Raw genomic sequence first — 24,689 nt, forward strand, 5'->3', positions numbered from 1 at the left:
AGATGGGAGTGAGAATGATAGTACGCGAAAAGTTTAATCTGTCCGACGGAACTACCATACTTTCGTGCTCTGGTGGCAGTGTTAGTGGCGCTCTTACAGGGAAAAGTCTCAGGTTGCAGAATGGAGATGATATCCGGCAGACCCTCATAATATCGGGTGAGAGGCATATGCTCAGAAAAGCAGATGCGCTGGACCAGCGGGCGTTAGAGACTACGGATGAGGTACTCTTATCGCAGGATGAGGCCCGCAGCGGCGAGTGGATGTTGGTCGAGCTGTAATTTTCGAGGTTGCTTTGGATGAAAATGAGGTCTTGGAGCAGCTTGAGTATCTCGTTGCTCGGGGAGAGAAGAGCTCTGTTTCTGAGATTGCCCGCTGGGCTTATGAAGCACGGCTTGATTCCTTGAGGAACCTGGATACAGAACTTCTCGACCTTCTGGACTCTCTCGCGCTCATGGATATGGGGCCTGAATTCGAGTGGTCGAGGGAAGATCTGGTAGCGCTTGTCGATGCTCTCAAAAGCCGATGGAAGTTGTAATTTGCTGCCAAACCCCGCGTTTAAAAGGAGCCGGGGGTTGGCAGTAAACCATTCCGACGATTACAACCGCTCCACCGCAATAGCCGTAGCCTCACCCCCACCAATACACAGTGACGCCACACCCCGCTTCAGATCATAGGTTTCCAGGGCGCCCAGCAAGGTCACGATAATACGCGCTCCGGATGCTCCGAGTGGGTGACCCAGCGCGCAGGCGCCGCCGTGGACGTTGACCTTGTCGTGGGGAATGTCCAGTTCCTTCATGGCTGCAAGCGGAACCACCGCGAAGGCTTCGTTGATTTCAAACAGGTCCACATCCGACACGTTCCAGCCGGTTTTTTCCATCAGTTGCCCAATGGCACCCACCGGTGCGGTGGTAAACCATTCCGGGGCCCGGGCGTGGCTGCTGTGACCGCGAATGGCGGCGAGTGGTTTCAGGCCCCGTCTCTCAGCTTCTGACTGCCTCATCAGCACCAGGGCGGCGCCACCATCGGAAATGGAGGAGGCGTTGGCCGCAGTTACCGTACCATCCTTGCGGAAAGCGGGTTTGAGGGTGGGGATTTTCTCGGGCCGGGCCTTGCCCGGTTGCTCGTCGGTGTCCACGGTGCCCCGGCCCGTATCCACGGTGACGATTTCGTTGCGGAAATGGCCTTTCTCGATGGCCTTCAGGGCCCGGTCCAGGGAGGCCAGGGCGTACTCGTCCTGCTGCTCCCGGGTGAAGCTGTAGTGGTCCGCGCAGGACTCGGCGAAGGTGCCCATCAGCCGGCCCTTTTCGTAGGCGTCTTCCAGGCCGTCGAAGAACATGTGGTCGAGCATCTCGGCGTGGCCCAGGCGGGCGCCGCTACGCATTTTAGGGACCAGGTAGGGAGCATTGGTCATGCTTTCCATACCGCCGGCGGCGATGATGTTGGCGCTGCCCACGGCAATCAGATCATGGGCCAGCATGGCTGCTTTCATGCCGGAGCCGCACACCTTGCTGATGGTGGTGCAGGGGGTGGACAGATCCAGCCCGGCGCCCAGGGCGGCCTGGCGTGCAGGGGCCTGGCCCAGGCCGGCAGGCAGCACGTTGCCCATCATGACTTCACTAACATCCTTGCTGCCCAGCGAGGAACGTTCAATGGCGGCCTTGAGTGCCATTGCACCCAGGTCGGTGCCGGACAGGTTTTCAGGTCGCCCTGAAAGCCCCCATGGGGGTGCGGGCCATACTGGTAATTACAATCGGATCATTGCTCACGGTGATTCACCCTTGTGTTCAGTCGTCTGATTCAGTGTATCGCGGCCTGTGGCGGTAACCCAGAGCAGGCGGAACATCTCCAGCAGCATGAGCCCGAACGCCAGCGGCACCATAAGGATTACCGGCCATATGGGCCAGTGGGTCGAGCTGATCTGGAATTGCCGTCCGCTCTCTGCCGACTTCCAGGCGAACTCGGTGACGTACCACATCACCACCAGGAAAATGATGATCTCCACCAGCAGCACGAGGGACGCCAGAATGCGGTGAACGAGGGGCGGCAACTTGGCCTGCAACATATCGAACTTCGGGAACATGCCGTCCCGGTGGGCCAGGGGAATGGCCCAGAAAACCAGTAGCGGGAAGGCCACACGCTCAATCAGGTTATAACCGCCGGGTATCAGGTCTACGTTGAAAACGTAGCGCCCTAGAACGCTCAGCACGGTCATGATCATAATCGCGAACAGGCAGAAGCCGGCCCCGACCGAGGCCAGGCCACCTTCCAGTTTGCCGAGTCTTTGCCAGAATCCCATAAAACCTCCTTAGCGCATCTGTGCCGGTAGCCAGGTCACGACGGACGGGAACACCAGCAGCAAGGCCGTCACGATCACCCCTGCTGCCACGGCGAAGATGGTGGCGCCACGGAAAACCTGTGAGGCCGGGTGGTTGGCTGCACTGGCTGCCGCGAAACTGGCCAGGCCCACTGGTGGTGTTAGCAGGCCCAGGGCAATCATGGTCGAGGCACTGACCCCGAACCACAACAGGTCGATATTGGCAGCTTGCAGCAATGGCAGGATGATGGGAACCAGCAGCACGATAACGGCGGCGGACTCCAGGAACATGCCGGCAAGGAAGAAAACGGCCAGCAGAATCACTGCCACCAGGCCCGGGTTTGCCAGCACCGGTTCCATAACGGCAATCAGTTCATTTGGCAGTCGCGAGAAGGTGAGGAAGCGGGCGAAGATCTTGGCACCCAATACCAGCATCATCAGCGCGGCAGTTATCTTCACAGACTCGGACAGGGCCAGGAAGATATCCTGGCGGCTGACGCGGCGCATGGCGATCATGCCCAACATGGCCGTGAAGGCGCCAATGGCGCCGGCTTCGGCGACGGTAATGATGCCGCCGTAGATGCCGCCGAACACCACCACCATCAGGGTAACCACGAACAGGAATGCATTGCGGCTCTTGCGGCGGCTGTCCGCCGGCTCCGGCTCGTCGGGCACGGTGCCGTCTGCCTGGGCGTCGTGGCGGGTTTCGCCGAACACCTTCAGACATACCACGTAGATCAGAATGCACAGCACGGCGGGTCCGATGGCACCAATGAAAAGATGACCAATGGGTACCGACGTGAGTGAGCCATAGATAATCATGATCAGGCTCGGCGGAACGATGGCCGACAGCGATCCCGCAACGGCGGCGATACTCAGGGAAAATCGGCGGGTATAACCCAGTTTTTCCAGTTCCGGGGAGGCTACCGCGGCCAGTGAAGCAGAGCTGGCTGCGCCGGAACCGGACACGGCGCCAAGCAGCGACCCGGTAACGATGGTCGCCACGCCCAGCGGAAAGCGCCGATAACCGGACATGCGATGGCCGACCTGGAACAGGTCATTGATGATCCCGCCCCGTAACAGCATCTGCGCCATTAGCAGATACAGTGGGACAATGGACAGGGAATAGATGGAGGCAGTGTAGAATGTGTCGGGGCCTATGATACCCCCCAATGGGCCGGTGCCAATGTACAGGGCAATGCCGACAATGCCGGCCCCAAACAGCACGGTAGCGACGTTCTGACCCAGGGTCAGAAAGATGGCAAACCAGGCAATGACAATCCAGATAGCAGTCGTTGCAGACACAGCAAGTCACCCGCAGGGTTTGGGAAAAGGCGGTACGGCGATGGCCGGGCCATCACCGCACCCTTGACCAGGTCAGTTGAGTTGGAGGTATTCTGCAGCGCCTTCGGGGATCTTCCCGCCGCGCTCGATGATCAGCTCTGCCCACTGCCGGGCGGCTGCCTTGGCAGGGTGACCATTCCCCTCAAGCTGTTCGATCCAGCGGATCCAGGTCTGACTGGCTGCGTTGGACATATGGGTCTGCATGTCCTCGGAGAGCTCACTGACTTCCACGAAGGTGGTGCCGTCTGCGCTGGTGTTCTCACGAACGGTGACTTCCCGCTTGTCGATGTAGCGGGCGTTCTCCATGGCGACTTCCCTTGCAATGCGATCCCAGGTCTCGCGCTGTTCCTGGGTGAGCCCCTGCCAGGTCTCTTCGGTCATCGACAGATAACTTTCCCAGTGACCCATGGAAATGCCGGTGATGGCGTATTCAAGCAGGTCCTCAAAGGAATAGGACGGCCAGTCGGCCACTGACAGGATGGTGCCTTCCACTGTGTTCCGCGACAGCGCCTCATAGGAGTCGGCGCTGGTCATGGTAACCGGTGTTGCGCCCAGCTCTTCCAGCAGGATGGTATGCAGCGGGGAGCCGGCGCGGATGGGCAGTCCCTTGATGTCGGAAGGCTCTTTCAGTTCGATACCGGTGGTGGCCAGTGAGTAGGCGGAAGTGGCACCTACCGGCCAGCCCCGGATGCCTTTATCACCCAGTTCATATTCATAGAAGGACTTGCCGTCTTTCAGTTCCTGGTCGGAGTCCATCAGCTCCAGCAGTGCATCGGTGACCAGCTCTGATGTGGTTTCCAGTGTGGGCAGTTGCGTTACATCGGACAGCGGGAAGCGGCCTTCATGGTAGGGCGCCAGCAGCGGGGCGGCTACGTGGATAATGCCGTCCTGCAGGCCGCCCAGTTCCTGGCCGGGTGTTACCAGTGAGCCGGAGTAATAGGCTTCGAAGTCAATGCCGATATCGGCTGCCTCAATCGCCTCCATGAACGGGTCCATGTGCTCACCGGCCCAGAAATGCTGCTGGCCGATACCCGATGAAATTCGCAGGGTTTCGGCACTGGCTGCGCCAGCCAGTGCCACTGAGCCGGCGAGCAGGCCGGCGGCGGTTATTCTGACAAGATTGCTGCTCATTACGATCCTCCTGTGACCCCGGTCAGGGCCACCTGCTGTTGCGTGTTGTATTTGTTGTGTGCGGCTTCCGTGCTTCCCCGGCCGTTCGGGCCGGGGGCAAGTGACTCCGTTAAAACAGATACAGCGTCAGCTCGACAGGCGATCGCCTGACAATAACTCTGCGCCCCGGCGGCCCAGGGCAACGGCGAGGGCGCCAACAGTGGCGGCATTCTCCGAGGCGGCGTTACCGGACTCGGCGCGCTTGGCGATGCCCTGGAATATCACGGCCCAGCGGAACAGGGCGAAGGCATGGTGGAAGGTGGTCAGCCCGTTACTGAATCCGGCCGCCGCCAGGTAGGTCTCTTCAAATTGCTGGCGTTCGGGAATGCCCAGGGCTTTCAGGTCGGCGCCCATCAGGCCGCCGTACTCTTCCGGTGTGATGTGCCACATGGCGGTAGCATGGGCCAGGTCCGCCAGCGGGTGGCCCAGGGTGGACAGCTCCCAGTCAAGAACGCCGACGATTCGCGGCTCGCTGGGATGCAGCATCAGGTTGCCGATGCGGTAGTCGCCGTGCACCAGGGTGGAGGTTTCATCACCGTCGTCGTTTTCCGCCAGCCATTTTGCGAGCTGGTCTATCTCCGGGATTTCCCGGGTCTTGGACAGTTCCCACTGCTTGGTCCAGCGGTGGATCTGGCGGGTGAAGAAGGGTCCGGTGCGGCCGTAATCCTCCAGGCCCTTTTCAGCCAGGTTCACCCGGTGCAGGTTGGCCAGCACCTGGGCCTTGTGTTTGTAGATGGCGGACCGTGCTTCCGGCGTGTGATCGGGCAGGGTGCTTTCATGGAACACCTGACCATCCAGGCGCTCCATCAGGTAGAAGGGGGCGCCCAGCACAGACTTGTCCTGTTCCAGTCGCACCATCTCGGGCACCGGTACCCCGGAGCCGGCCAAGGCATCCATGATGCGGTATTCCCGGTCTACCCGGTGGGCGCCGGGCAGCAATTCGCCGTTGGGTGCCTTGCGCAGAACCAGTCTGCGCTCACCAACCGTCACGAAATAGGTGGGGTTGGACTGGCCGCCGGAGATGGGTGTGATCTCGACCTGTCCGGCGTCCAGATTGGCCATGCCCGGGACCTGGTTGTTCAGGTAGTCAACCAGGGCCCCTGGCTCGAAATCGGTTTTGCGGTCAGACTGGCTGGCTTGCGTGTTACTGCGGTCACTCATTGGCAAGGCCCTTGTGGTACGGGTGTCGGCGCTTCTGCCCGGCCCGGGTGCAAAGGGCTGCGGGGAACGCTGGCGACGGCGGATGATTGTTTTCTGGGGTTGGGTCGACAATAGGCCACCCTGTGTGCCCCCCAATCGTCGCAATAGACGATTTTGTCCTTCTCTCTTATGCGTTTCAGTTCCGGGATCGACTTCTCAACGCCACTATCTGAAATATCGTCGGAATGGACGATTTTTTCCATGAGACGCCCCCGCAATCTACCGGAAAGATAAAAACAACAACTACAGATCCGCTCCTGGTATTGATCCGCCCGGTTGAGTAACCGAAGGGTGGATGCGGGTCAGTACATGGAGGCGCTGTGAACATACTGGAAATCAGCCAGCTGTCACTGTCCTTTGGTGGCGTGCATGCCCTGCAGGATGTCAGCTTCCACGTGCCAAAGGACACTATCACCACCGTGATCGGTCCCAACGGTGCTGGCAAGACCTCGCTGTTCAATTGTATCTCCGGTTTCTACAAACCCCAGCAGGGTGAAATCCGTTACCAGGGTGACCCCCTCAGGGGTATCAAACCCCCGAAGCGGGCGGCCCTCGGCCTGGCCCGTACTTTCCAGAATATTGCCCTGTTCCGGGGTATGACTGTGCTGGATAACATCAAGCTTGGCGCCCACGTCCATATGAAAACCGGCCTGTTGGGATCACTGGCTTATTATGGCCGCGCCCGTCGGGAGGAAATGGAAATCCGCGAAGAGGTGGAGCGGCGCATTATCGACTTCCTCGAAATTGACCATATCCGGCGCCAGCCAGTGGCCAGCCTGCCCTATGGCCTGCAGAAGCGGGTCGAACTGGCCCGGGCCCTGGCCATGCGGCCGAAGGTGCTCATGCTGGACGAGCCGGTCGCAGGCATGAACCGGGAAGAAAAAGAGGATATGGCGCGTTTTATCCTGGATATCCGGGAAGAGTGGGACGTTACCGTGCTGATGGTGGAGCACGACATGGGCATGGTGATGGATATCTCGGACCATATCGCCGTGCTGAACTTCGGCCAGGTCATCGCCGAAGGCAAGCCGCAAGACGTCCAGCAGAACCCGGACGTGATCAAGGCCTACTTGGGCAACAGCGACATTGATGACCTGCGCAAGCGGCTCAACCCGGACCGGGAGGCCGCCTGATGGACTGGCTGTTTTTCGGTGAGATCAGCCTGGCCGGCCTGGCCATGGGCGGGCTCTATGCCCTGATCGCCCTGGGGTTCGTTATCATTTACAAGGCGACGCGAGTCATCAACTTCGCCATCGGCGAAATCATGATGTTTGCTGCCTACCTGTTCCTGGCCTTTGCCGGTGGCATGGAAATATCCCCCTGGGTGGCGGTGCCACTGGCGGTCCTTGGCGGTGCGCTGCTCGGCGGTGTGATCGAGAAAACCATGATCCGGCCTATGCTGGGGGAGTCCCCGATTTCCGTGGTCATGGTCACCATCGGTATCGCCAGTATCCTGGTGGGGCTGGTGGAGCTGATCTGGACGGCCGATCCCCAGTTGCTGCCCTCCTTCCTGCCCCGTGAACCGGTGTTCATCGGCGAACTCTACCTGGCCCCCAAGATCGCCTATGGCTTCCTGATCGGCATGGCCATGTTGATCCTTTATTTGCTGTATTTCCGCTTCTCCCGGGGCGGCGTGGCGCTCCGGGCTACGGCCTCAGACCAGGCGGCGGCCTATTCCATGGGTATCAATGTGCGCCGGGTGTTCAACCTGGCCTGGGTATTTGGTTCCCTGGCGGCCTCCCTGGCAGGCATCCTGGTGGCGGCTACCGGGGGTCTGAGTCCGCAGTTCGGGATTATCGGCCTGAGTGTGCTGGTGGTGGTTATCGTCGGCGGTCTCGACAGCATCCTCGGCGCATTGATCGCCGGGGTGTTTATCGGCTGGCTGGAAACCGTGGCCGGCGCCTACCTGGGCGGGGAGTACCGCATGCCGGCGACCTTTGCGGTACTTGCGGTGATCCTGGTGTTCAAACCTTATGGCCTCTTCGGCACTCACGAGATAGAACGGGTATAAAATGCGCATCGGCGACGCCAAACAGACGTATCTGGCCGACGAGGCCATCTGGACGAGCAGTACCCAGAAAATCTGGTTTGCCCTTCTGCTGGCCGTATTATTGGCCTTCCCCTTCATGGCCAGTTCCTATCTGTTGTATCTGGGATGCCTGGTGGGCATCGCCGTCATCAGCACCACTGGCCTGAATATCCTGACCGGTTACACCGGGCTGATATCCCTTGGACAGGCGGGCTTTATGGGGGTTGGCGCCTATACCGTGGCCTGGCTTTCCCTGAATACCGGGTTGCCTTTCCCCGTCACCCTGCTGGCGGCCGGGCTGCTGGCGGCAGCGGTGGGCGTACTGGTGGGCCTGCCATCCCTGCGCGTGAAAGGTCTGTACCTGGCCATTGCCACCCTGGCGGCCAGTGTGTTCCTGCACTTTATCTTTGCCGAGTGGGAGCCGGTGACGGGCGGTATGGAAGGCCTTAGCCTGGAACCGGCCCATCTGTTCGGGCTGGAGTTTCGCAGTGACTTCGCCATGTACTTCATCATCGTGCCGCTGGCGGTCCTGGCGCTGTTCGGAGCAAAGAACCTGTTTCGCACCCGGGTCGGGCGGGCGTTTATTGCTATCCGTGACCGGGACATTTCGGCGGAAATCCTGGGTATCCCACTGCTCAAGTACAAGCTGATGTCCTTTGCCCTGAGTTCCTTCTATGCGGGCATCGCCGGTGGCCTGTTCGCCTATTTCTACCGGGTGGTGACCCCGGAGAGCTTCCCCTTGTCCATGTCGATTTTCTACCTCGCAGCGGTGATCGTCGGCGGTATGGGGAACTTGCTGGGGGGCGTACTGGGTGCGGCCTTCATGACCCTGGTACCGGAAGCACTGAAACTGCTGACGGCGGTGATGACCCCCATCTGGCCCAATGCGCCCGTGTTCATGTCGCCCATGCTGGAGATTATTTTCGGTGCCCTGATTGTAGGTTTCCTGATATTCGAGCCCCACGGGCTGGCGGAGATCTGGCGGCGCGTACGCCGGTTCTTCCACCTGTGGCCATTCCGTAGCTGAACACCGCTACGGCCATTACAGACCCGACAACACCAACAACAAGAAGCAAGGAGAAGACCCATGTTCAACCAACTGATGCAAAAGGGTCGCCGGCTGGCCGGTATTGGCAGCGTGGTGGCCGCTCTGGGACTGGCCGCACCGGTCATGGCCCAGGACAAGGACCCCATCGTATTCGGCGGCTCCATTCCGCTGTCCGGGGTGTTTGCCTTTGCCGGTATTCACCTCCACGCCGGCCTGACTGACTACACCAACTGGCTTAACGATCAAGGCGGTATCAACGGCCATCCGGTGGAGTATGTGATGGAAGACACGGCCTACGAGGTGGATCGTTCCGTGGCGGCCTTCAAGAAGATTTCCGGTAACGAGAACCTGGCCACCTACTATGGTGACAGCACCGGTTTCATGAAGGCCATTGCAGCCGAAGTGAACGAAATGAACTCCGTGCTTATGAGCGGTGCTTCGTTCGCCACGGCCCTGACCAACAACGAGCAATACCCCTATCAATTTATTCCGGGGCCCAACTACAGCCAGATGTTCGGCATTATCCTGGAGTACATTGCCAGCCAGGGTGAAGAGGGGGATATGCCCACCGTAGCGTTCGTCTACAGCGATACCGAGTTCGGCAAGGACCCCATTGAAAACGGCAAGGCCCGGGCCGCCGAGCTGGGCATCGAAGTAGTTGAGGAGATCGTCACCAAGCCCGGCAGTGTGGATGTCTCCGCCGAAGTGCTGAAGATGCGCCGCGCCCGCCCGGACTATGTGGTGTTCCACGGCTATGTGCTGTCGCCCATCAACGAGTTCATGGTGCAGATGCGCCAGATGGGCCTGGACACCCAGTTCATGGGTACTTTCTGGTCGTCTGACAAGCTGATCATCGACAAGATGGGTGAGGATGCCGACGGCTACATGGGTGTCATGCCCTACAACTACTACGACAGTGAAGAAGGCGGACCCATGCTGGATGCGCTTCGTGCCCAGGCCGAGAAGAGTGACCCCGAAGCGGGCTACCGTCCGACCGGTTACATGCAGGGCTGGTTCAATGCCATGGTCTGGACCGAGGTGGTCAAGCGCACCCTGGACGCCGGCAAGGAGCTGACCGGGGACAATATGGCGGAAGCCCTGGCTTCCATCGAGGACTGGGACACCGGCGGCATCATCGGTATTCCGGTGACCGTGAAGAATATGTCCTTCCCGGTGGGCCGTATCTGGCGCGTGAATGCCAGCGAAGGTCGTTACGAGCCGGTGTCTGACTGGATCCACCTCGACTGAGGCCACTATGGACGCCGTTCTGGAAGTCGACAACATCGAGGTGGTCTACAACAAGACGGTGCAGGTCCTCCGGGGCCTGTCCCTGAGGGTTCCCCGCGGTGCCATCGTGGCACTGCTGGGGTCCAACGGGGCCGGCAAGTCCACCACCCTGAAGAGTGTTTCCGGGCTGCTGTCCCTGGAGGATGGTGAAGTCACGGCCGGGGACATTCGCTTCAATGGGCAGAGTCTGAAAGGACGCCCCCCGGAAAAAATGGTGCGGGACGGGCTGTTCCACGTCATGGAAGGCCGGCGGGTGTTCGAGGACCTGACCGTGGAGGAAAACCTGGTGGCGGCCACCTACGCCCTGACCGGTCGTGGGCAGGGTGCCGGTGGGGGGCAGGAAATGGTCTATGACTATTTTCCCCGTCTGAAGGAACGCCGGCGGCAGCTGGCGGGTTACCTTTCCGGTGGTGAGCAGCAGATGCTCGCCCTGGGCAGGGCGCTGATTGCCCAGCCTGAACTCATCATGCTGGACGAGCCATCCCTGGGCCTGGCGCCCCTGCTGGTGGAGGAAATCTTCGAGATTGTTGCCCGTATCAACCGGGAGCAGGGCACGGCCATTCTGCTGGTGGAGCAAAACGCCGCAGTGTCACTGGCCATAGCCTCCTACGGTTACATCATGGAGAACGGCAAGATCGTAATTGATGGACCGGCCGATAAACTCACCGACAACGAGGATGTCAGGGAATTCTACCTGGGCGTTGGTGGCAAGGAAGGCGAAGCCCGCAGTTACCGGGATATCAAGCACTACAAGCGTCGCAAACGGTGGCTTTCATGACAGCGCCTGCACTACCTGAACTGACCCTGCCGCAGATGCTGCGGGAGCATGCTCGCCAGCGGCCCCATGACCTGGCCCTGCGCCAGAAAGATTTTGGTATCTGGCAGGCCATTGACTGGCAGACCTACTATCGCCGGGCCTGGCAGTTTGGCCTGGGGCTACGGTCACTGGGGCTCGAACCCGGTGGCCACGTAGCCATCATTTCCGAAAACCGAGAGGAATGGGTCATTGCCCAGATGGGCATCGGCCTGGTGCGGGGTATCTGCGTTGGGGTCTACCCCACCAGCCCCTGGAACGAAGTGGCCTATGTCCTGGAGCACAGCGATTCCACCATGGTGATCTGTGAGGACCAGGAACAGACCGACAAGATCCTGGAAGCCTGGTCCCAGCTGCCTCACCTGAAGCACAACATTGTTATCGACATGAAGGGTCTGCGCCACTATCCGGACCCTCCCACGTTCTTTGGGGATGTGGAGGCCATGGGCGCCGCCTACGAACGTGATCATCCGGGCATCGTCGACGAGCTGTTGGACGGCCAGCAAATGGATGAGACCGCGCTGATGATCTACACCTCGGGCTCTACCGGCCGGCCCAAGGGCGCCATGATTTCCTGGCGTAACCTGCATGCGGCCGCTCCGGGACTGATCGAGTTGCTGGATATCGGCGAACACGACACCAGCCTTTCTTACCTGCCCCTGTGCCATGTTGCGGAACAGGCCTTTACCAATATCGGGCCATTGTATGTTGGCAGCACGGTGAGTTTCGGTGAGAGCCTGCGCACCGTGCAGGAGGACCTGCGGGAAATTGCGCCCACCTTCTTCCTGGGGGTGCCCCGGATCTGGGAAAAGCTGCACTCGTCCATCTATATCAAGATCCAGGAAACCGGTCGTCTGCGCCGGTCCCTGTTCAACCGGGCCATGGCCGCCTGCGCGCCCTTGGCCACAAGGCCGAAAGCGCAGTGGAGCCTGTCAGACAAGGCCCGCTATGGCCTCTGGTACTGGCTGGTATTCCGGGCATTACAGAACTATGTGGGCCTGCGCCGCTGCCACATCGCCATGACCGGTGCCGCGCCCATATCTTCAGGTATCCTGGAGTTCTTCCGCACCATCGGCGTGCCGCTGGTGGAAGTCTATGGTCAGACGGAAAGTACCGGTGTAGCGACCGCCCAACCGGTTGACGATATCCAGCTGGGTACCGTAGGCAAGGCGGTGAAGGGCGTCGAGGTCAAGCTCGGCGACTTCAACGAGATCCTCCTGCGTGGCGACAGTATGTTCCAGGGTTACTACAAGAACGACGAAGCCACCGCGACGACCCTGAAGGATGGCTGGCTGCATACTGGCGATGTCGGGGAGTGGCAGGGTGAACACCTGCGCATCGTGGATCGCCTGAAGGACATCATGATCACCGCCGGGGGCAAGAACCTGTCACCCACGGAGATCGAAAACACCATCAAGGCGAGCCCCTATATCAAGGAGTGCATCGTCATTGGCGAGGCCCGCAAGTACGTGTCTGCGCTGATCCAGATCGACTTCGACACGGTGGCCAAGTGGGCCGAGCAGGAGCGGGTGGCCTACACGACTTTCCGCAGCTTGTCCGAGCATGAGCAGGTCAACGCGCTGATCCAGCAGGAAGTCAACAAGGGTAACGACAAGTTGCCCCAGGTTGCGCAAATCAAGCGCTTTTCACTGCTGACCAAGGAGCTGGACCACGATGATGACGAAGTGACGGCCACCATGAAGGTGCGGCGCAGCAAGATCTATGAGAAGTACACGGAGGTTATTGAGTCGCTGTATGCGTGAGGGAATCTGACCTTATTCGCTTGCCTGCTTCCCCCTCTCCCTGACCCTCTCCCGCCAGGGGAGAGGGTGAATTCCTGCCAGCCTGCTCCATAAATACCGGATTCTGAATAGTCGTTTTGTCAGGTGATCACCGCTGTTCGGGGGGCTGTGGCCGGGGGGCTTTCGGAACAGCGGCAGGGAAGGCGCGGTGCAAGGGGGGCCAGGACGGCCCCTGAATTGCAGTGGAGAAAGCCCCCCGGCCGCAGACCGGACTCCAGAACCCTAAGCTCCTCCGACCGCAGGCCTTACTCCATAACGCGAAATCTCAGGCAATCCGCTCCTTCAACCCAGCCTTCACCAGTTTGCCATTGGCATTGCGAGGCAAAGGCTCGTCCTGGATGGTCACGTAGTCTGGTGTCTTGTAGTCCGCCAGGTTCTCCCGGCAGAACTGGCGGATATCGTCTTCGCTCAGTTCCTCGCCGTCCACCTGGGTGACGAACACATGGATTTTCTCCCCCAGTACCTCATCCGGATGGGGAATCACCGCGCACTCCACCACCGCCGGGTGACTGATGATCAGGTTCTCCAGTTCCACGCTATAGATGTTGTAGCCACCCCGATTGATCATGTCCTTCTTGCGGTCGAATATCCGCACAAAGCCCTGCTCGTCCATGGAGCCAATATCCCCCGATTTCCAGTGACCGGCCGTGAACTCCCGGGCGTTGGCTTCCGGGTTGTTCCAGTAGCCCGGTGACACCATGGGCCCACTGATCCACAACTCGCCGGATTCCCCCGGGGCCACCTCGCGGCCGTGGTCGTCCATGATGCGGATATCACCGCAGGGCACAGGCTGCCCCACGCTGTCAGCATGCTCGCCGGCGTCGCCCAGGGGCAGGCAGGTGGACGGGGAGGTGGTCTCGGTGGCGCCGTAGGCGTTGATCAGCTCCAGGTCTGGTAGCTGCTCCCGTAATTGGGCAATGGTGCTTTCCGGCATGGGCGCGCCACCAAAGCCGCCGATGCGGAAGGCGCTCAGGTCATGGTCACGGAAGTTGGTGCGCAGCAGGCACAGGTTATACATGGCCGGCACCATGATGGTGTGGGTCACTTTCTCCTTCGCCAGCAACCTCACCGCTTCCACCGCATCAAAGGCCGGGATGACCACGATGGCACCGGCCACGTGGGTCATGGTCAGCATATTGGCCACCAGCCCGGTGACGTGGCTGCCCGGCGCTACCAGCAAGGTGCGCTCGCCGTCTCCGAGCGCCATGGTGTGCTGGAAGTGCATCACCGAGTGGATGATGTTGAAGTGAGTGAGAATCACGCCCTTGGGCTTGCCGGTGGTACCGGAGGTGTAGAGGATGACCGCCGGTTCTTCCTCTTTGATTGACGGCAGGGGCAACGTGGTTCCGGTATCCTTCAGCAGGTTCTCGAAAGGCTCGCTGTGCTCATCGCCGCCACCGATGGCAAAGCGGTGTTTCAGGCTGGGCAGTTCATCGGGCGTGGGCAGTTTACTGCCCTGGTCGCCGGCAAAGACGACCGCCCTTGCATCGGAATGCTCCAGCATGTAACGCAGCCCGGGTCCCTGTTCGCGGATGTTCAGGGGCATGACAATGGCCCCTGCCCGCAGAACGCCGAGTACCGTCAGTACCAGCTCGGTGCTGTTTCCGATCAGCAGGCCGACCCGGTCACCGTGCTCGACACCCCGGTGCCGGAGCTGGGCAGCCATGGCCTCGGCCCGGTCGGCCACTTCCCGGTAACTCAGCCGCTGCCCTTCACAAACGATACAGTCTGCCTCCGGTGCCCGTTCCACCGATGCCAGGAACGAATCCAGCACACTGGCCGGACGCTCCTGATAGCAGCGTACAACACGGTCGCCGAAATGGTGCTCATGGCGGATGGCAAAGTTCGGGGTGGTGCTCATCGGGGTAAATCTCCGGTATTTGTAGGTCGGTAGCAGAATGGCGTTATGGATCCAGGCGGACTACGGCATCACCAACCACTTTGGTTTCGCCGTGCTGATTGACGACGCTGAGTTCCAGCCGTGCCCTCTGTTCGCCGGCTTCCTCGAAGCGTTCCGTGATGCGCCCGCTGCAGCTCAGCTCATCGTGAACGTGTGATATTGCCACAAAGCGCATGCCGAAACTGACCAGGGCGTCCTGGGGCAGCCAGTTGGTGAGCATGCGGCCCAGGTAGGCGGAGGCCAGCATGCCATGGGCAAAGACATCATCCATGCCATGATAACGGGCGAAGTCCAGGTCCACGTGAATGGGGTTATGGTCGCCGGAAGCGCCGGCATATAGCGCCAGGGTCAGTCGCGAAATGGGTGGCGTGGACAGGGGGGGAATCTCGTCCCCCACCTTGATGGCATTGGTGTCGACATCAGGGCGCATGGGTCTTACCTGTGACGGATAATGATGATGGAACGAAGGTCGGCGAGCTTGTCCGGTTCCTGGTTGCCGGTTTCCCGGAAAACGGCGGTCTCCCGCACCACGAACTCCATGGCACCGGCCTTTTTCTGATAGATGTCGGTAATCCGGGAGTCAAAGGTCAACCGGTCGCCAGCACAGGCCACCTGGTGGTAACTGAAGTGTTGCTCACCGTGCAGCACTTTGCCCAGTTCGATACCCAGCGTGTCCATGTAGTCGTAGGGATTATCCCGCTCCATGTCCAGGCAGAACAGGAAGGTGGGAGGTACCGGTAGCGACCGCCAGCCAGCCGCCCTTGCAGCGTCTTCCTCCAGGTAAACCGGATTGGTCTCGCCAATGGCCCTGGCAAAGAAGCGCAGTCGGCCGGCCTCAACCAGTTGGGTATGGACCGGCAACCGGAATCCGATAAAGCTCGGGTCGATCATGGGAAGTACCTTGCGTGGGAAGTAACGTGCACGGAGAGCCCTGTGAAAACCCCGCCAGCCCTGAGGCTGGCGGGGTATGGGCTCAGCCGGTGGTGACCGGTTTGAAGTCGCCGTACTCTTCCCGGAGCTTGGTCTTGAGCAGCTTGCCGGTGGCGGTATGGGGCAGTTCGTCTACAAACAGGATGTCATCTGGCAGCCACCACTTGGCCACGTGTTCCTCAAGGAAGGACATCAGCTCGTCCTTGCCGATGGTGGCGTTATCCTTGAGCACTGCAATCAGCAGGGGCCGCTCCTGCCACTTGGGATGGGCGATACCGATAACCGCGGCTTCTGCCACCTCCGGATGGGATACAGCGGCGTTTTCCAGCTCGATGGAGGATATCCACTCCCCGCCGGACTTGATCACGTCCTTGGAACGGTCCACCAGTTGCAGGAAACCGTCCGGGTCGATGGTGCCGATATCGCCAGTGGGGAAGAAGCCCTCGCTGTCCAGTTTGCTGCCCCCTTCCTGGCGGAAGTAGCCGCTGGCAATCCACGGGCCTTTCACATAGAAGTGACCGGAGGTCTTGCCATCCCAGGGCAGGCGTTCGCCATCATCATTGACAATCTTGATTTCCACGCCCCAGATGCCACGGCCGGCCTTGGTCTTGAGTTTCGCCATGTCCTCATCGCTGAGGCTGTCATGCTTGGGCAGCGGTTTGTTGATAACGCCCAGCGGACTGGTCTCGGTCATGCCCCAGCCCTGAACCATGTCGATACCGGACTTGCGGAAACGTTCGATCATGGCAATCGGGGGTGCGGAGCCGCCCACACCCACGCCGGTCAGGCTCAGGTTATCCAGGCTGGCCCCCTGGGTGGAATCCAGGTACTGGAACAGCATCAGCCAGACCGTGGGCACCGCCATGGAGAAGGTGACATTTTCTTCCTTCATCAACTGATAGACGCTCGCGCCGTCCAGGTGCTGGCCGGGCAGGACCATCTTGGCACCGACCATGGGTGCGGAATAGGGCACGCCCCAGGCGTTGGCATGGAACATGGGCACGATCAGCAACATCGTGGTCCGGCTGCTGATTTCAAAGGCGTCCGGTGCGACCTGCATCAGGGAGTGCAGAACGGTGGAGCGATGTCCGTAGAGAACCCCTTTGGGGTTGCCGGTGGTACCGGAGGTGTAGCACAGGGATGAAGCCGTACGCTCGTCGAACTCCGGCCATTCGTAGTCGTCGCTGGCCGCTTCCATCAGCTCTTCATAGCAATAGAGGTTGGGCAGGTCGATGTCCGGCATGTGCTCCCGGTCCGTCATGGCCACGAAGGCCTCTACCGTCTCCAGCTGCGGCGCCAGCTGCTTTACCATGTCGGCAAAGGTGATGTCGAAGAACAGCACCTTGTCTTCGGCGTGGTTGATGATATAGGTCAGCTGTTCCGGAAACAGGCGCGGGTTAACCGTATGCAGGATGGCACCGCTGCCGGAAACACCGAAGTAGAGTTCATAGTGGCGGTAGGTGTTCCAGGCCAGTGTGCCTACCCGGTCCTGAAAATCCACGCCCAGGGTCTTGAGGGCGTTGGCCATTTGCTTGGAGCGATTGCGCAGTTCCCGGTAGTTGGTGCGGTGCATCGGACCTTCCACGGTCTTGGTGACGATCTCGGTTTCCGGGTGGAAGGTCGCTGCGTGCTCGATCAGTGATGAAATGAGCAGGGGCTTGTCTTGCATCAGTGCTTGCATGGAGCTCTCCTGAGTTCCTGAAGTTGTTGTGGTTGTCGCAGGATGTGAGCATCAGTGTCTCGCAACGTGAAAACAGCGACCTCGTCTGATTCGACGATTTGGGGCGCTGGTCCCCCCTTGAACTCGTCGGAACGGACGAGGCCCTTCCCCGGGGGGATTATTACGCTGGATGATGGCTGGAATCGCCTGGCCATTTCCCGACAGCAAGTCCACAACAATAAGCGCACCCGGAGCTGGTGCACAAAGGAGCTGTAATGCGTTATCTGACCATACCCCGACTTACCCGCCTTGCCCTGCCCCTGGCTATCGCCGGAACATTGATGGCCACCGCGGCAGACGCCCGCTCAATTCGATACGCCACGGGCTATGCGGCCCAGTCCATCGGCGCCGTAGCGGGTGATGCCTTTGCTGAGGCGCTTGACGAGTACTCCGGCGGCGAACTGACCGCAAAGGTCTATCCCCAGTCCCTGCTTAGCTTCTCGGAGACCCCCTCTGGTGTACGTGACGGGCTTGCAGACAGTGGCCTGGTGTTGACGCCGTATTTCCCGGCGGAGTTTCCGAGCACCAACCTGGCAGCGGAAATCTCCATGCTGCTGGAGCTGACCGGTGCGCCGGCGGAAACCGCTGGCCTGGCCTATGCCGGGGCCATGTCCGAGTACCTTTTCAACCACTGCCCGGAATGTACCGACGAGTTTGATGCCCAGAACCAGGTGTTCATTGGTGGGGGCGGCACGTCCCCCTATTTCCTGCTGTGTAACAAGCCGGTTCGTACCATGGAGGAGCTGCAGGGCAAGCGCATGCGGATTGGCGGTGCCCAGTGGTCCCGCTGGGTGGAGAGCATGGGAGCTTCCCCGGTATCCGTGCCCCAGCATGAAACCTACGAGGCCCTTAGCCAGGGTGTGGTGGACTGTTCTGTCCACTCTGCGCCAGAGCTGACCATCGTGAAGCTGATGGAGGTGGTGTCAGACCTGACGACCGGGGCGCCGGGTGGCGTGTTTGCCGGTGTGGCCAACACCGTTAACAAGGACACCTGGAGTAGCCTGGGCGCAGACGAAAGGCGCGCGGTGCTGCATGCTTCTGCGGTGCTCTCGGCGGAGCTGAGCTGGGGCTATGCCGAGGCCGCCCAGAAGAACATGAAGACTGCGGACGACCTGGACAGGATCGAGATACACGAAGCCAGTGATGACATGAAGGCCCGGACCCGTGAGTTTATCCAGCAGGACCTGGATGCCATGGCCGCCACCTACGCGGATAAATACGACATCAGTAATGCCAGCGAGATGATCGGGACCTTCAAGCCGATCCTGGAAAAGTGGGTGTCGCTGGTGGATGGTGTCGACAGTGGTGAGGCACTGGCCGATCTGTACTGGGAGGAAGTCTTCTCCAAAGTGGATGTAACCCGATACGGGCAGTAACCATACGACAACAACAAGAAACACTGGCAGCCTGGCTGGCTTGATCCAGGTTGCCAGAAACAGGAGCGTTGAATCATGATCCTGCACAAACCTGAACTGATCGAGGAATACATCGGCAAGGGATACTGGGGCGATAAAACCCTGCTGGAACGCTTTGCCGCCAACTGCGTCGCCCACCCGGACCGCGAGGCAGTTGTGGATCCCCCGAACAGGGACGAGTTGGTGGGCACGCCCGCCCAGCGCCTTACCTGGGCCGAGTTTGGCGAGGCGGTGGATGCCACGGCCGCAGAACTGTCGCGTCGCGGATTTGGCAAGGACGACGTACTGGTGGCTCAGCTGCCCAACGTATGGGAGCTGGCCATGCTGTACCTGGCTGCGGCAAAGGCCGGCGGCTTGCTTTCCGCTCTGCCCATGCAATGGCGACGCAAGGATGTGGGTTATGTGAAAGACATGACCGGGGCCCGGTTCTATGCCTCGGCCGAGAGCTTCCACGGCTTTGACTACCAGGCCCTGGGCCAGGAGCTGGGTTTCGACCATTACATCGGCCTTAAAGAGCTGACCGATATTGCCCGCACCAAGCCCGGCCAGGTACCTGAAGTGCCGGTAGACGCCAACGACATCTTTACGCTGTGCTGGACTTCCGGCACCGAGGCAGACCCCAAGGGCTGCCCCATGAGCCATAACAACTGGGAGTACCTGATCAGCCTGGTATTCACCACCTGTGGCCTGCAAAAGGGCGACCGCATCCTGTGTGTGGCGCCCCTGGTGAATATGACTGCGGTGGGGGTGAACTACGTACCCTGGCTGGCGGCGGCGGGGACCCTGGTGCTGCACCATCCCATTACGCCGGAGATCCTGCTGCGCCAGCTGACCGAAGAGCGTATCCAGTACACCATCCTGGTGCCGGCAATGCTGAATATGATCGCCAAGCTGCCCAACGTGGACCAGCTGGACCTGTCCAGCGTGCGGACGATCACTACCGGTTCAGCGCCGCCCTCTGCCTGGTCCATGCAGGAGTTCAAGCGTCGCTGGGATATCGACATCGTCAATATCTGGGGCCAGAACGAGGGCACCAGCCTGGTGGCCGGCCCGGCTGATGTGCCTGACCTGGACATGCGGGTGGACCACCTGCCCTGGTGGGGCAAGAAGGGCGTCGAGTGGCCTTCCGGCATCTATGGCGTCGAGGTGAAGATCCTCGGCGACCAGGATGAGGAAATTACCGAGCCGGGCGGCATTGGTGAGCTGTGCTATCGCAGCCCCGGGTTGTTTGCCGGATACTTCCAGCGCCCGGATATCACCGAGCGTTCATTTACTGACGACGGCTTCTTCCGTACCGGTGACCTGTTCATCGTGCAGGACGCCAACCACGTAGGCTTCTACGACCGAAAGAAAGACATGGTGATCCGCGGCGGCTTCAATATTTCCAGCGTGGAGGTAGAGAACGCGGTGCTGGGCTTCGACAAGGTGCAGGACGTGGCCGTGATACCCCAGCCGGACGACATCATGGGGGAGCGGGTCTGCATCTGCGTGGTGCCTGTGGATGAGGATAACCCGCCGACCCTGGAAGAAATCAATGACTACCTGAAGGAGCAGGGGATGAGTGTCTACAAGCTTCCCGAAAAGATGAAGCTGATTGACGCCATTCCCCGAAATCCGGTGGGCAAGATCCTTAAGAAAGAATTGCGGTCGGCGTAAAACGTCCGCATAAAAAAGGGCCGGGAGTCGCCTCCCGGCCCTTTTGTTGCTGCTTCACGGTCCCTTTACATGCCGTACTGGTTTACATCCACCTTCGAGAAGACTTCATCCCAGTAAAGCTGCTGCAGCTCTTCGCCGGTTTCCACGTCCTGTACCAGGTCGACCCAGCGATTCAGGCTTTTCCTGAATTCGGCGATCATCTCGCCTGAGCGCTCAAGGCCATGGTTTTCCTGGTAGCGGGTGGCGATGGTTTCGGCATCCTGCTCAATGAACTGGCGGGTAGCCGCTTTCAGTTCACTGCCAGCCTCGTGCACGGTAATGTCTTCCTTGTCTTCAATCAGCTGCCGGTTTTCGTCGTGTTCCTTTACGTACAGGCGGGCCAGTTCAGCGATAATCGCAGCCGAACCGTAGAGCACGGCCTCACGGTTCTCTGCTGACAGGCCTTTCCAGGCGTCGGCATTCATATGGGTGGCAATGCCCCCGAAGATGCCTCCCGGCACACCGAGCGTGATGTCGCTGGTCACTTCAATGAAGTTGAAGTTGGTCAGGTCCGGCAGGTTGTGGGCGGTGCAGTCCAGTACGCCCTGGCCTAGCCCTTCATAGACCTCGTTGACTGCCATTGAAACCGGTGACGCGCCCATGGCCTGAGCCCAGCGGGCCCACTGGGGGCCACCAATGCGGATACGCTTGCCTTCGATATCCTCCCTGGTAACGACAGGCTTGTTGCAGATCAGCGTATAGGGCGTGCTGCCCGAGATGCCCAGGAACACCTGGTTACTGTTGGTGTACTCATCCAGGCACTCGGGGCAATCGTTGAACACGTACTCCGATATGGCGCCGCCGAAGGCGAAGGTGGCTTCCCGGGCGGAGATGTCATCCAGTTCAAGCAGCATGGTCAGCTCTGTGAGCATGATGGTGCTGGGGAATTCGGTCTGGAAATAGGGTGTCAGTACCGCGCCGAAGTCCGCCATGCCGTCCCGCAGGCCCGGAGGGGTTTCCATAAAGCTCAGCAGGGACTGCATATAGGGTTTGACCGTCAGGTCACCGCCGCTGCGCTCGGTAATCGCATTGGCGAAGACCTCGATACTCTTGGAACCGATGGAGTTGGGAGTGGCGCCGGAGGCAAAGCTCAGCTCGCGGGCTTCCACGTTGCCGGCGGCCAGCATACCGGTCAGCGCGGCACCGGCGATAAAACCGGCAAGAGGGGTTTTCAGGTAAGTCATGGGGTACTCCTGTTGATTGTTTTTGTATTGTCTGGTGGCTCAGCTCACCTTGCGGTCCCGGTCGGACCAGTGCTCTTCCCTCAGCTTGTACTTGAGCAGCTTGCCCGCCGGAGACAGGGGCAGTTCGTTACGGATTTCCAGGCTGCGGGGGATCTTGTAGTTGGCGATCAGGGTCTTGCAGTGGGCCATGACTTCATCCAGGGTCAGCTCGGCGTCGTCGTTCACCACCACCGTGGCGTGGACCCGCTCGCCCCAGTCTTCGTCCGGCACGCCAATGACCGCACACTGGGCCACCTGGGGCATCTGCAGCAGGGCTTCCTCCACCTCGGCGGAATAGACGTTCTCGCCACCGGTGACAATCATGTCCTTGATGCGGTCAACCACATAGACAAAGCCGTCGTCATCCATGTAGCCGGCATCGCCGGTATGCATCCAGCCGTTACGCAGGGCCTGGGCGGTCTGCTCAGGCTTGTTCCAGTAACCCTGCATGACCACCGGACCTCGGGCGACGATCTCACCCCGGGTGCCATTGGGTACTGTATTGTCCTCGCCATCCACGATGCGGATTTCCACCATGGGCAGGGGCCGGCCGGCGGACATCATCTTGCCGCTTTCAAACCCCTCATCGGTATGCCAGTCCTTGGTGAGGATGGTCACCGTCGGAGACAGTTCGGTCATGCCGTAGGCCTGCAGAAAGCCGGCTCTGGGCATGGCCTGGCGGGCCTTGTTGAGCAGGGTGCTGTCCATGGGGGAGGCGCCGTACATCATGTGCTGCAGGCCGCTGAGGTCATAGTTGCTGAACTCCGGATGGGCAAGCACCATCCTCAGCATGGTGGGCACCAGGAAGGTCTCGATCACGCCCTCGTTCTGAATGGCCTCCAGGACCGCCTTGGGTTCGAACATGGGAATGATCACGTTGGTGCTGTGGCGGGCGACCGCCTGCAGGATCAGGCCGGTACCGGCAACGTGGAAGGTGGGGGCCGCATGCAGGGTCACGGAGCGGATCGGCATGTTGGCCACCGCCTGGGAGCCCAGTCCGTTACTGAACAGGTTCATGTGACTGAGCATGACGCCCTTGGGTTTGCCGGTGGTGCCACCGGTGTACATCACCGCCGCCAGGTCGTCCTTGCTGCGCAGGGTGTCTTCCACTTCGTCGTTGTCTCGGACCAGGTCCTCGAGATTATGGGTGCCGGCGGGGGTTTCCTTGTCGCCGGCGTAGATGACGGTGTTGAGGGATTTCGAACCCTCGGTCAGCGGGGTGATCATGGGACTGAAGGTATCGTCCACAACCAGAAACGTGCTTTCACAGTCATCCAGGGAATAGATGATCTCCGCCGGGCTCCAGCGGATGTTCACCGGGTTGATCACACCCCCGGCCCAGAAGGTGGCGTAGATGGCTTCGGCGTAGCGGTCCGAGTTAAGGCTCAGGATGGCTACCCGGTCGCCTTCTTTCAGTCCCAGCTTTTTCAGACCTGCGGCCAGCCGGGCGATGCGGGAGACAAATTCCCGGTAGGTGTGGCGGCGGCCCTGGCAGACAGTGGCCGTTTTGTCCGGCGCCTCGATCAGGGCTTTGTGCAGGGGTTGCGTCAGGTACATGTGTTCGGGTCTCCTTGTTTCTTTTTGTCAGTGCTGGATCAGAAGCCGTGTTTGTCTACGTCGACCTTTGAGTAGACTTCATCCCAGTAGAGCTTGGTCAGGGCCTCGGGGGAGTCGATGTCATCAACCATGCCGGCCCACTTCTCGACGATGGGCCGGAACTCCGCCAGCATCTTCTCGCCGTCAGCAATGCCGTAACGTTCCTGGTAAGCGCTGGCGATCCGCTCCAGGTCAGCCCGGATAAAGTTCCGGTTGGCTTCGACGAGACCCTCTGAAGGTGTATGAACGGTGATCTCTTCCAGTTTGCGGGCAGTCTCCAGGTTGTCCAGGCTGGCCTTCGCATAGGCCCAAGTGATGTCAGCAGACGTCACCGCAGTGGCGTACATCACCGCCTCCCGCTGCTTGCTGTCCAGCGACTGCCAGAAGTCCCGGTTGATACTGTTGCTGGATGTGCCGTAAACCCCGCCCGGCACGTCTGTGGTGATATGGGTGACCACTTCCATCATCTTGAAAATAGTCAGTTCCGGTGTGGACTGGATGGTGCAGTCCAGAACCCCCTGACTGATGCCCTCATACATTTCATTCACTGACATGGACACCGGCGAGGCTTCCATGGCTTCGGCCCAGCGTGACCAGTTGGCGCCGCCGTGGCGAAGGCGCTTGCCCTTGAGGTCCTCGACGGTGGTCACGGGTTCATTGCACAGCAACATGTACCGGGTGCTGGCGCCGGCGCCGGCGTATACCTGGTTCTGCTCGGTGAATTCATCCAGGCAAGACTCACAGTGATTGAACATATACTCCGCCATGGCACCCCCGAACGCCATTCCGGCGCGGTGCTGTTCCAGGTCGGTGAACTCGAGCAGCATCGACGACTCACCCACCAGGTTGACCCGTGGATACTGGGTCGAGGCATAGGTCAGTAGTACGGCGCCAGCATCCGCCATGCCATCCCGCAGGCCATCGGACATTTCCATGAAGTTGAGTAGCGTCTGGGGGTAAACCTTGCCGGTCAGGGTGCCGCCTGAATGTTCCTTCAATGCTTCCGCGTAACGGTCGGCGGCCTTGGAGCCGATGGAGTTGGGCGGGTAGCCGGTGGCGTACTTCAGTTCGGTGGCCTGGGCCTGGCCCAGCATGGCGGTTGTCAGTACCGCGGCTGAAACCATGGCGGACAGGTGTCGGGTTTTACGCATCGGGTCATCTCCTGGTGATTGCGGCAATCCGGGTGCCGCTTTTTGTTGTGG

Annotated in this window: 20 protein-coding genes and 1 pseudogene; 9 read left to right on the plus strand and 12 right to left on the minus strand. The window is 60.3% G+C overall.

What is annotated here, in order from left to right; translation table 11 throughout:
• Positions 1 to 256 precede the first annotated feature (256 nt).
• Positions 257 to 535, plus strand: a complete 279-nt coding sequence (locus LJ360_RS01170) for a hypothetical protein (protein WP_264995000.1) — start codon at positions 257 to 259, stop codon at positions 533 to 535.
• A gap of 60 nt (positions 536 to 595) precedes the next feature.
• Here the strand turns inward: LJ360_RS01170 and LJ360_RS01175 are convergent.
• The 5 genes and pseudogenes from LJ360_RS01175 to LJ360_RS01195 form a co-directional block, all read right to left on the minus strand.
• Positions 596 to 1,736, minus strand: a pseudogene (locus LJ360_RS01175) (acetyl-CoA C-acyltransferase).
• A 26-nt stretch (positions 1,737 to 1,762) separates the two neighbouring features.
• On the minus strand, positions 1,763 to 2,296 hold the full coding sequence (locus LJ360_RS01180) for a TRAP transporter small permease (RefSeq protein WP_264995001.1): 534 nt from the start codon (positions 2,294 to 2,296) through the stop codon (positions 1,763 to 1,765).
• 9 nt (positions 2,297 to 2,305) lie between these two features.
• Positions 2,306 to 3,619: a TRAP transporter large permease gene (locus tag LJ360_RS01185; RefSeq protein ID WP_264995002.1), complete on the minus strand. Its 1,314-nt coding sequence runs from the start codon at positions 3,617 to 3,619 to the stop codon at positions 2,306 to 2,308.
• Positions 3,620 to 3,691: 72 nt separating this feature from the next.
• Complete coding sequence (locus LJ360_RS01190; RefSeq protein ID WP_264995003.1) at positions 3,692 to 4,789, minus strand: hypothetical protein; 1,098 nt, start codon at positions 4,787 to 4,789, stop codon at positions 3,692 to 3,694.
• Positions 4,790 to 4,915: 126 nt separating this feature from the next.
• Positions 4,916 to 5,989: a phosphotransferase family protein gene (locus LJ360_RS01195; RefSeq protein WP_218144803.1), complete on the minus strand. Its 1,074-nt coding sequence runs from the start codon at positions 5,987 to 5,989 to the stop codon at positions 4,916 to 4,918.
• 359 nt (positions 5,990 to 6,348) lie between these two features.
• Here LJ360_RS01195 and LJ360_RS01200 point away from each other — a divergent pair, with 359 nt between their 5' ends.
• From LJ360_RS01200 to LJ360_RS01225, 6 genes are read left to right on the plus strand one after another with little or no spacing between them, the layout of a single operon-like run.
• The gene (locus LJ360_RS01200; RefSeq protein ID WP_264995004.1) at positions 6,349 to 7,161 is read left to right on the plus strand and encodes an ABC transporter ATP-binding protein; all 813 of its coding nucleotides are present in this window, start codon (positions 6,349 to 6,351) and stop codon (positions 7,159 to 7,161) included.
• Positions 7,161 to 8,039 (plus strand): branched-chain amino acid ABC transporter permease, encoded by an 879-nt coding sequence (locus tag LJ360_RS01205; RefSeq protein ID WP_091851510.1) that lies wholly within the window; start codon positions 7,161 to 7,163, stop codon positions 8,037 to 8,039. Before LJ360_RS01200 ends, LJ360_RS01205 begins: the two co-directional genes overlap by 1 nt.
• 1 nt (position 8,040) lies before the next feature.
• Entirely contained in the window at positions 8,041 to 9,084 is a 1,044-nt protein-coding gene (locus LJ360_RS01210) for a branched-chain amino acid ABC transporter permease (protein ID WP_091851507.1), read from the plus strand.
• Between the two features lie 60 nt (positions 9,085 to 9,144).
• Positions 9,145 to 10,353: an ABC transporter substrate-binding protein gene (locus LJ360_RS01215; protein WP_264995005.1), complete on the plus strand. Its 1,209-nt coding sequence runs from the start codon at positions 9,145 to 9,147 to the stop codon at positions 10,351 to 10,353.
• Between the two features lie 7 nt (positions 10,354 to 10,360).
• On the plus strand, positions 10,361 to 11,170 hold the full coding sequence (locus LJ360_RS01220) for an ABC transporter ATP-binding protein (RefSeq protein WP_264995006.1): 810 nt from the start codon (positions 10,361 to 10,363) through the stop codon (positions 11,168 to 11,170).
• Positions 11,167 to 12,969 carry an AMP-dependent synthetase/ligase gene (locus tag LJ360_RS01225; RefSeq protein ID WP_091851498.1) on the plus strand — a complete coding sequence of 601 codons (1,803 nt, stop codon included), beginning with the start codon at positions 11,167 to 11,169 and terminating at the stop codon, positions 12,967 to 12,969. The genes LJ360_RS01220 and LJ360_RS01225 overlap by 4 nt, the downstream gene beginning before the upstream one ends.
• Positions 12,970 to 13,273: 304 nt before the next feature.
• On the opposite strand, the gene LJ360_RS01230 is transcribed toward LJ360_RS01225, so the two are convergent.
• The 4 genes from LJ360_RS01230 to LJ360_RS01245 form a co-directional block, all read right to left on the minus strand.
• Positions 13,274 to 14,869, minus strand: coding sequence for a class I adenylate-forming enzyme family protein (locus LJ360_RS01230; RefSeq protein WP_264995007.1), 1,596 nt, complete (start codon positions 14,867 to 14,869; stop codon positions 13,274 to 13,276).
• A gap of 43 nt (positions 14,870 to 14,912) precedes the next feature.
• Positions 14,913 to 15,338: a MaoC family dehydratase gene (locus LJ360_RS01235; RefSeq protein ID WP_264995008.1), complete on the minus strand. Its 426-nt coding sequence runs from the start codon at positions 15,336 to 15,338 to the stop codon at positions 14,913 to 14,915.
• Between the two features lie 5 nt (positions 15,339 to 15,343).
• The gene (locus tag LJ360_RS01240) at positions 15,344 to 15,799 is read right to left on the minus strand and encodes a MaoC family dehydratase N-terminal domain-containing protein (protein WP_264995009.1); all 456 of its coding nucleotides are present in this window, start codon (positions 15,797 to 15,799) and stop codon (positions 15,344 to 15,346) included.
• Positions 15,800 to 15,881: 82 nt separating this feature from the next.
• Positions 15,882 to 17,519, minus strand: coding sequence for a long-chain-fatty-acid--CoA ligase (locus tag LJ360_RS01245; RefSeq protein WP_091851485.1), 1,638 nt, complete (start codon positions 17,517 to 17,519; stop codon positions 15,882 to 15,884).
• Positions 17,520 to 17,773: 254 nt separating this feature from the next.
• Here LJ360_RS01245 and LJ360_RS01250 point away from each other — a divergent pair, with 254 nt between their 5' ends.
• Positions 17,774 to 18,934 carry a C4-dicarboxylate TRAP transporter substrate-binding protein gene (locus tag LJ360_RS01250; protein ID WP_264995010.1) on the plus strand — a complete coding sequence of 387 codons (1,161 nt, stop codon included), beginning with the start codon at positions 17,774 to 17,776 and terminating at the stop codon, positions 18,932 to 18,934.
• A 75-nt stretch (positions 18,935 to 19,009) separates the two neighbouring features.
• Complete coding sequence (locus LJ360_RS01255; protein WP_264995011.1) at positions 19,010 to 20,629, plus strand: class I adenylate-forming enzyme family protein; 1,620 nt, start codon at positions 19,010 to 19,012, stop codon at positions 20,627 to 20,629.
• A 65-nt stretch (positions 20,630 to 20,694) separates the two neighbouring features.
• On the opposite strand, the gene LJ360_RS01260 is transcribed toward LJ360_RS01255, so the two are convergent.
• From LJ360_RS01260 to LJ360_RS01270, 3 genes are read right to left on the minus strand one after another with little or no spacing between them, the layout of a single operon-like run.
• Entirely contained in the window at positions 20,695 to 21,852 is a 1,158-nt protein-coding gene (locus tag LJ360_RS01260) for a C4-dicarboxylate TRAP transporter substrate-binding protein (protein ID WP_264995012.1), read from the minus strand.
• A 39-nt stretch (positions 21,853 to 21,891) separates the two neighbouring features.
• Positions 21,892 to 23,448: a long-chain-fatty-acid--CoA ligase gene (locus tag LJ360_RS01265; RefSeq protein WP_264995013.1), complete on the minus strand. Its 1,557-nt coding sequence runs from the start codon at positions 23,446 to 23,448 to the stop codon at positions 21,892 to 21,894.
• 38 nt (positions 23,449 to 23,486) lie between these two features.
• On the minus strand, positions 23,487 to 24,638 hold the full coding sequence (locus LJ360_RS01270; RefSeq protein ID WP_264995014.1) for a C4-dicarboxylate TRAP transporter substrate-binding protein: 1,152 nt from the start codon (positions 24,636 to 24,638) through the stop codon (positions 23,487 to 23,489).
• Positions 24,639 to 24,689: the final 51 nt, after the last annotated feature.

Source organism: Marinobacter sp. AN1, from assembly GCF_026013985.1.
Taxonomy (GTDB): Bacteria; Pseudomonadota; Gammaproteobacteria; order Pseudomonadales; family Oleiphilaceae; genus Marinobacter; species Marinobacter segnicrescens.

Bases quoted from the DNA above. Each gene is read 5' to 3' on its own strand.
- LJ360_RS01250 (WP_264995010.1), top strand. From the start codon at position 17,774: ATGCGTTATCTGACCATACCCCGACTTACCCGCCTTGCCCTGCCCCTG.
- LJ360_RS01195 (WP_218144803.1), bottom strand. From the start codon at position 5,989: ATGAGTGACCGCAGTAACACGCAAGCCAGCCAGTCTGACCGCAAAACC.
- LJ360_RS01220 (WP_264995006.1), top strand. From the start codon at position 10,361: ATGGACGCCGTTCTGGAAGTCGACAACATCGAGGTGGTCTACAACAAG.
- LJ360_RS01245 (WP_091851485.1), bottom strand. From the start codon at position 17,519: ATGCAAGCACTGATGCAAGACAAGCCCCTGCTCATTTCATCACTGATC.
- LJ360_RS01225 (WP_091851498.1), top strand. From the start codon at position 11,167: ATGACAGCGCCTGCACTACCTGAACTGACCCTGCCGCAGATGCTGCGG.
- LJ360_RS01235 (WP_264995008.1), bottom strand. From the start codon at position 15,338: ATGCGCCCTGATGTCGACACCAATGCCATCAAGGTGGGGGACGAGATT.
- LJ360_RS01190 (WP_264995003.1), bottom strand. From the start codon at position 4,789: ATGAGCAGCAATCTTGTCAGAATAACCGCCGCCGGCCTGCTCGCCGGC.
- LJ360_RS01240 (WP_264995009.1), bottom strand. From the start codon at position 15,799: ATGATCGACCCGAGCTTTATCGGATTCCGGTTGCCGGTCCATACCCAA.
- LJ360_RS01230 (WP_264995007.1), bottom strand. From the start codon at position 14,869: ATGAGCACCACCCCGAACTTTGCCATCCGCCATGAGCACCATTTCGGC.
- LJ360_RS01265 (WP_264995013.1), bottom strand. From the start codon at position 23,448: ATGTACCTGACGCAACCCCTGCACAAAGCCCTGATCGAGGCGCCGGAC.
- LJ360_RS01180 (WP_264995001.1), bottom strand. From the start codon at position 2,296: ATGGGATTCTGGCAAAGACTCGGCAAACTGGAAGGTGGCCTGGCCTCG.
- LJ360_RS01270 (WP_264995014.1), bottom strand. From the start codon at position 24,638: ATGCGTAAAACCCGACACCTGTCCGCCATGGTTTCAGCCGCGGTACTG.
- LJ360_RS01205 (WP_091851510.1), top strand. From the start codon at position 7,161: ATGGACTGGCTGTTTTTCGGTGAGATCAGCCTGGCCGGCCTGGCCATG.
- LJ360_RS01255 (WP_264995011.1), top strand. From the start codon at position 19,010: ATGATCCTGCACAAACCTGAACTGATCGAGGAATACATCGGCAAGGGA.
- LJ360_RS01210 (WP_091851507.1), top strand. From the start codon at position 8,041: ATGCGCATCGGCGACGCCAAACAGACGTATCTGGCCGACGAGGCCATC.
- LJ360_RS01260 (WP_264995012.1), bottom strand. From the start codon at position 21,852: ATGACTTACCTGAAAACCCCTCTTGCCGGTTTTATCGCCGGTGCCGCG.
- LJ360_RS01215 (WP_264995005.1), top strand. From the start codon at position 9,145: ATGTTCAACCAACTGATGCAAAAGGGTCGCCGGCTGGCCGGTATTGGC.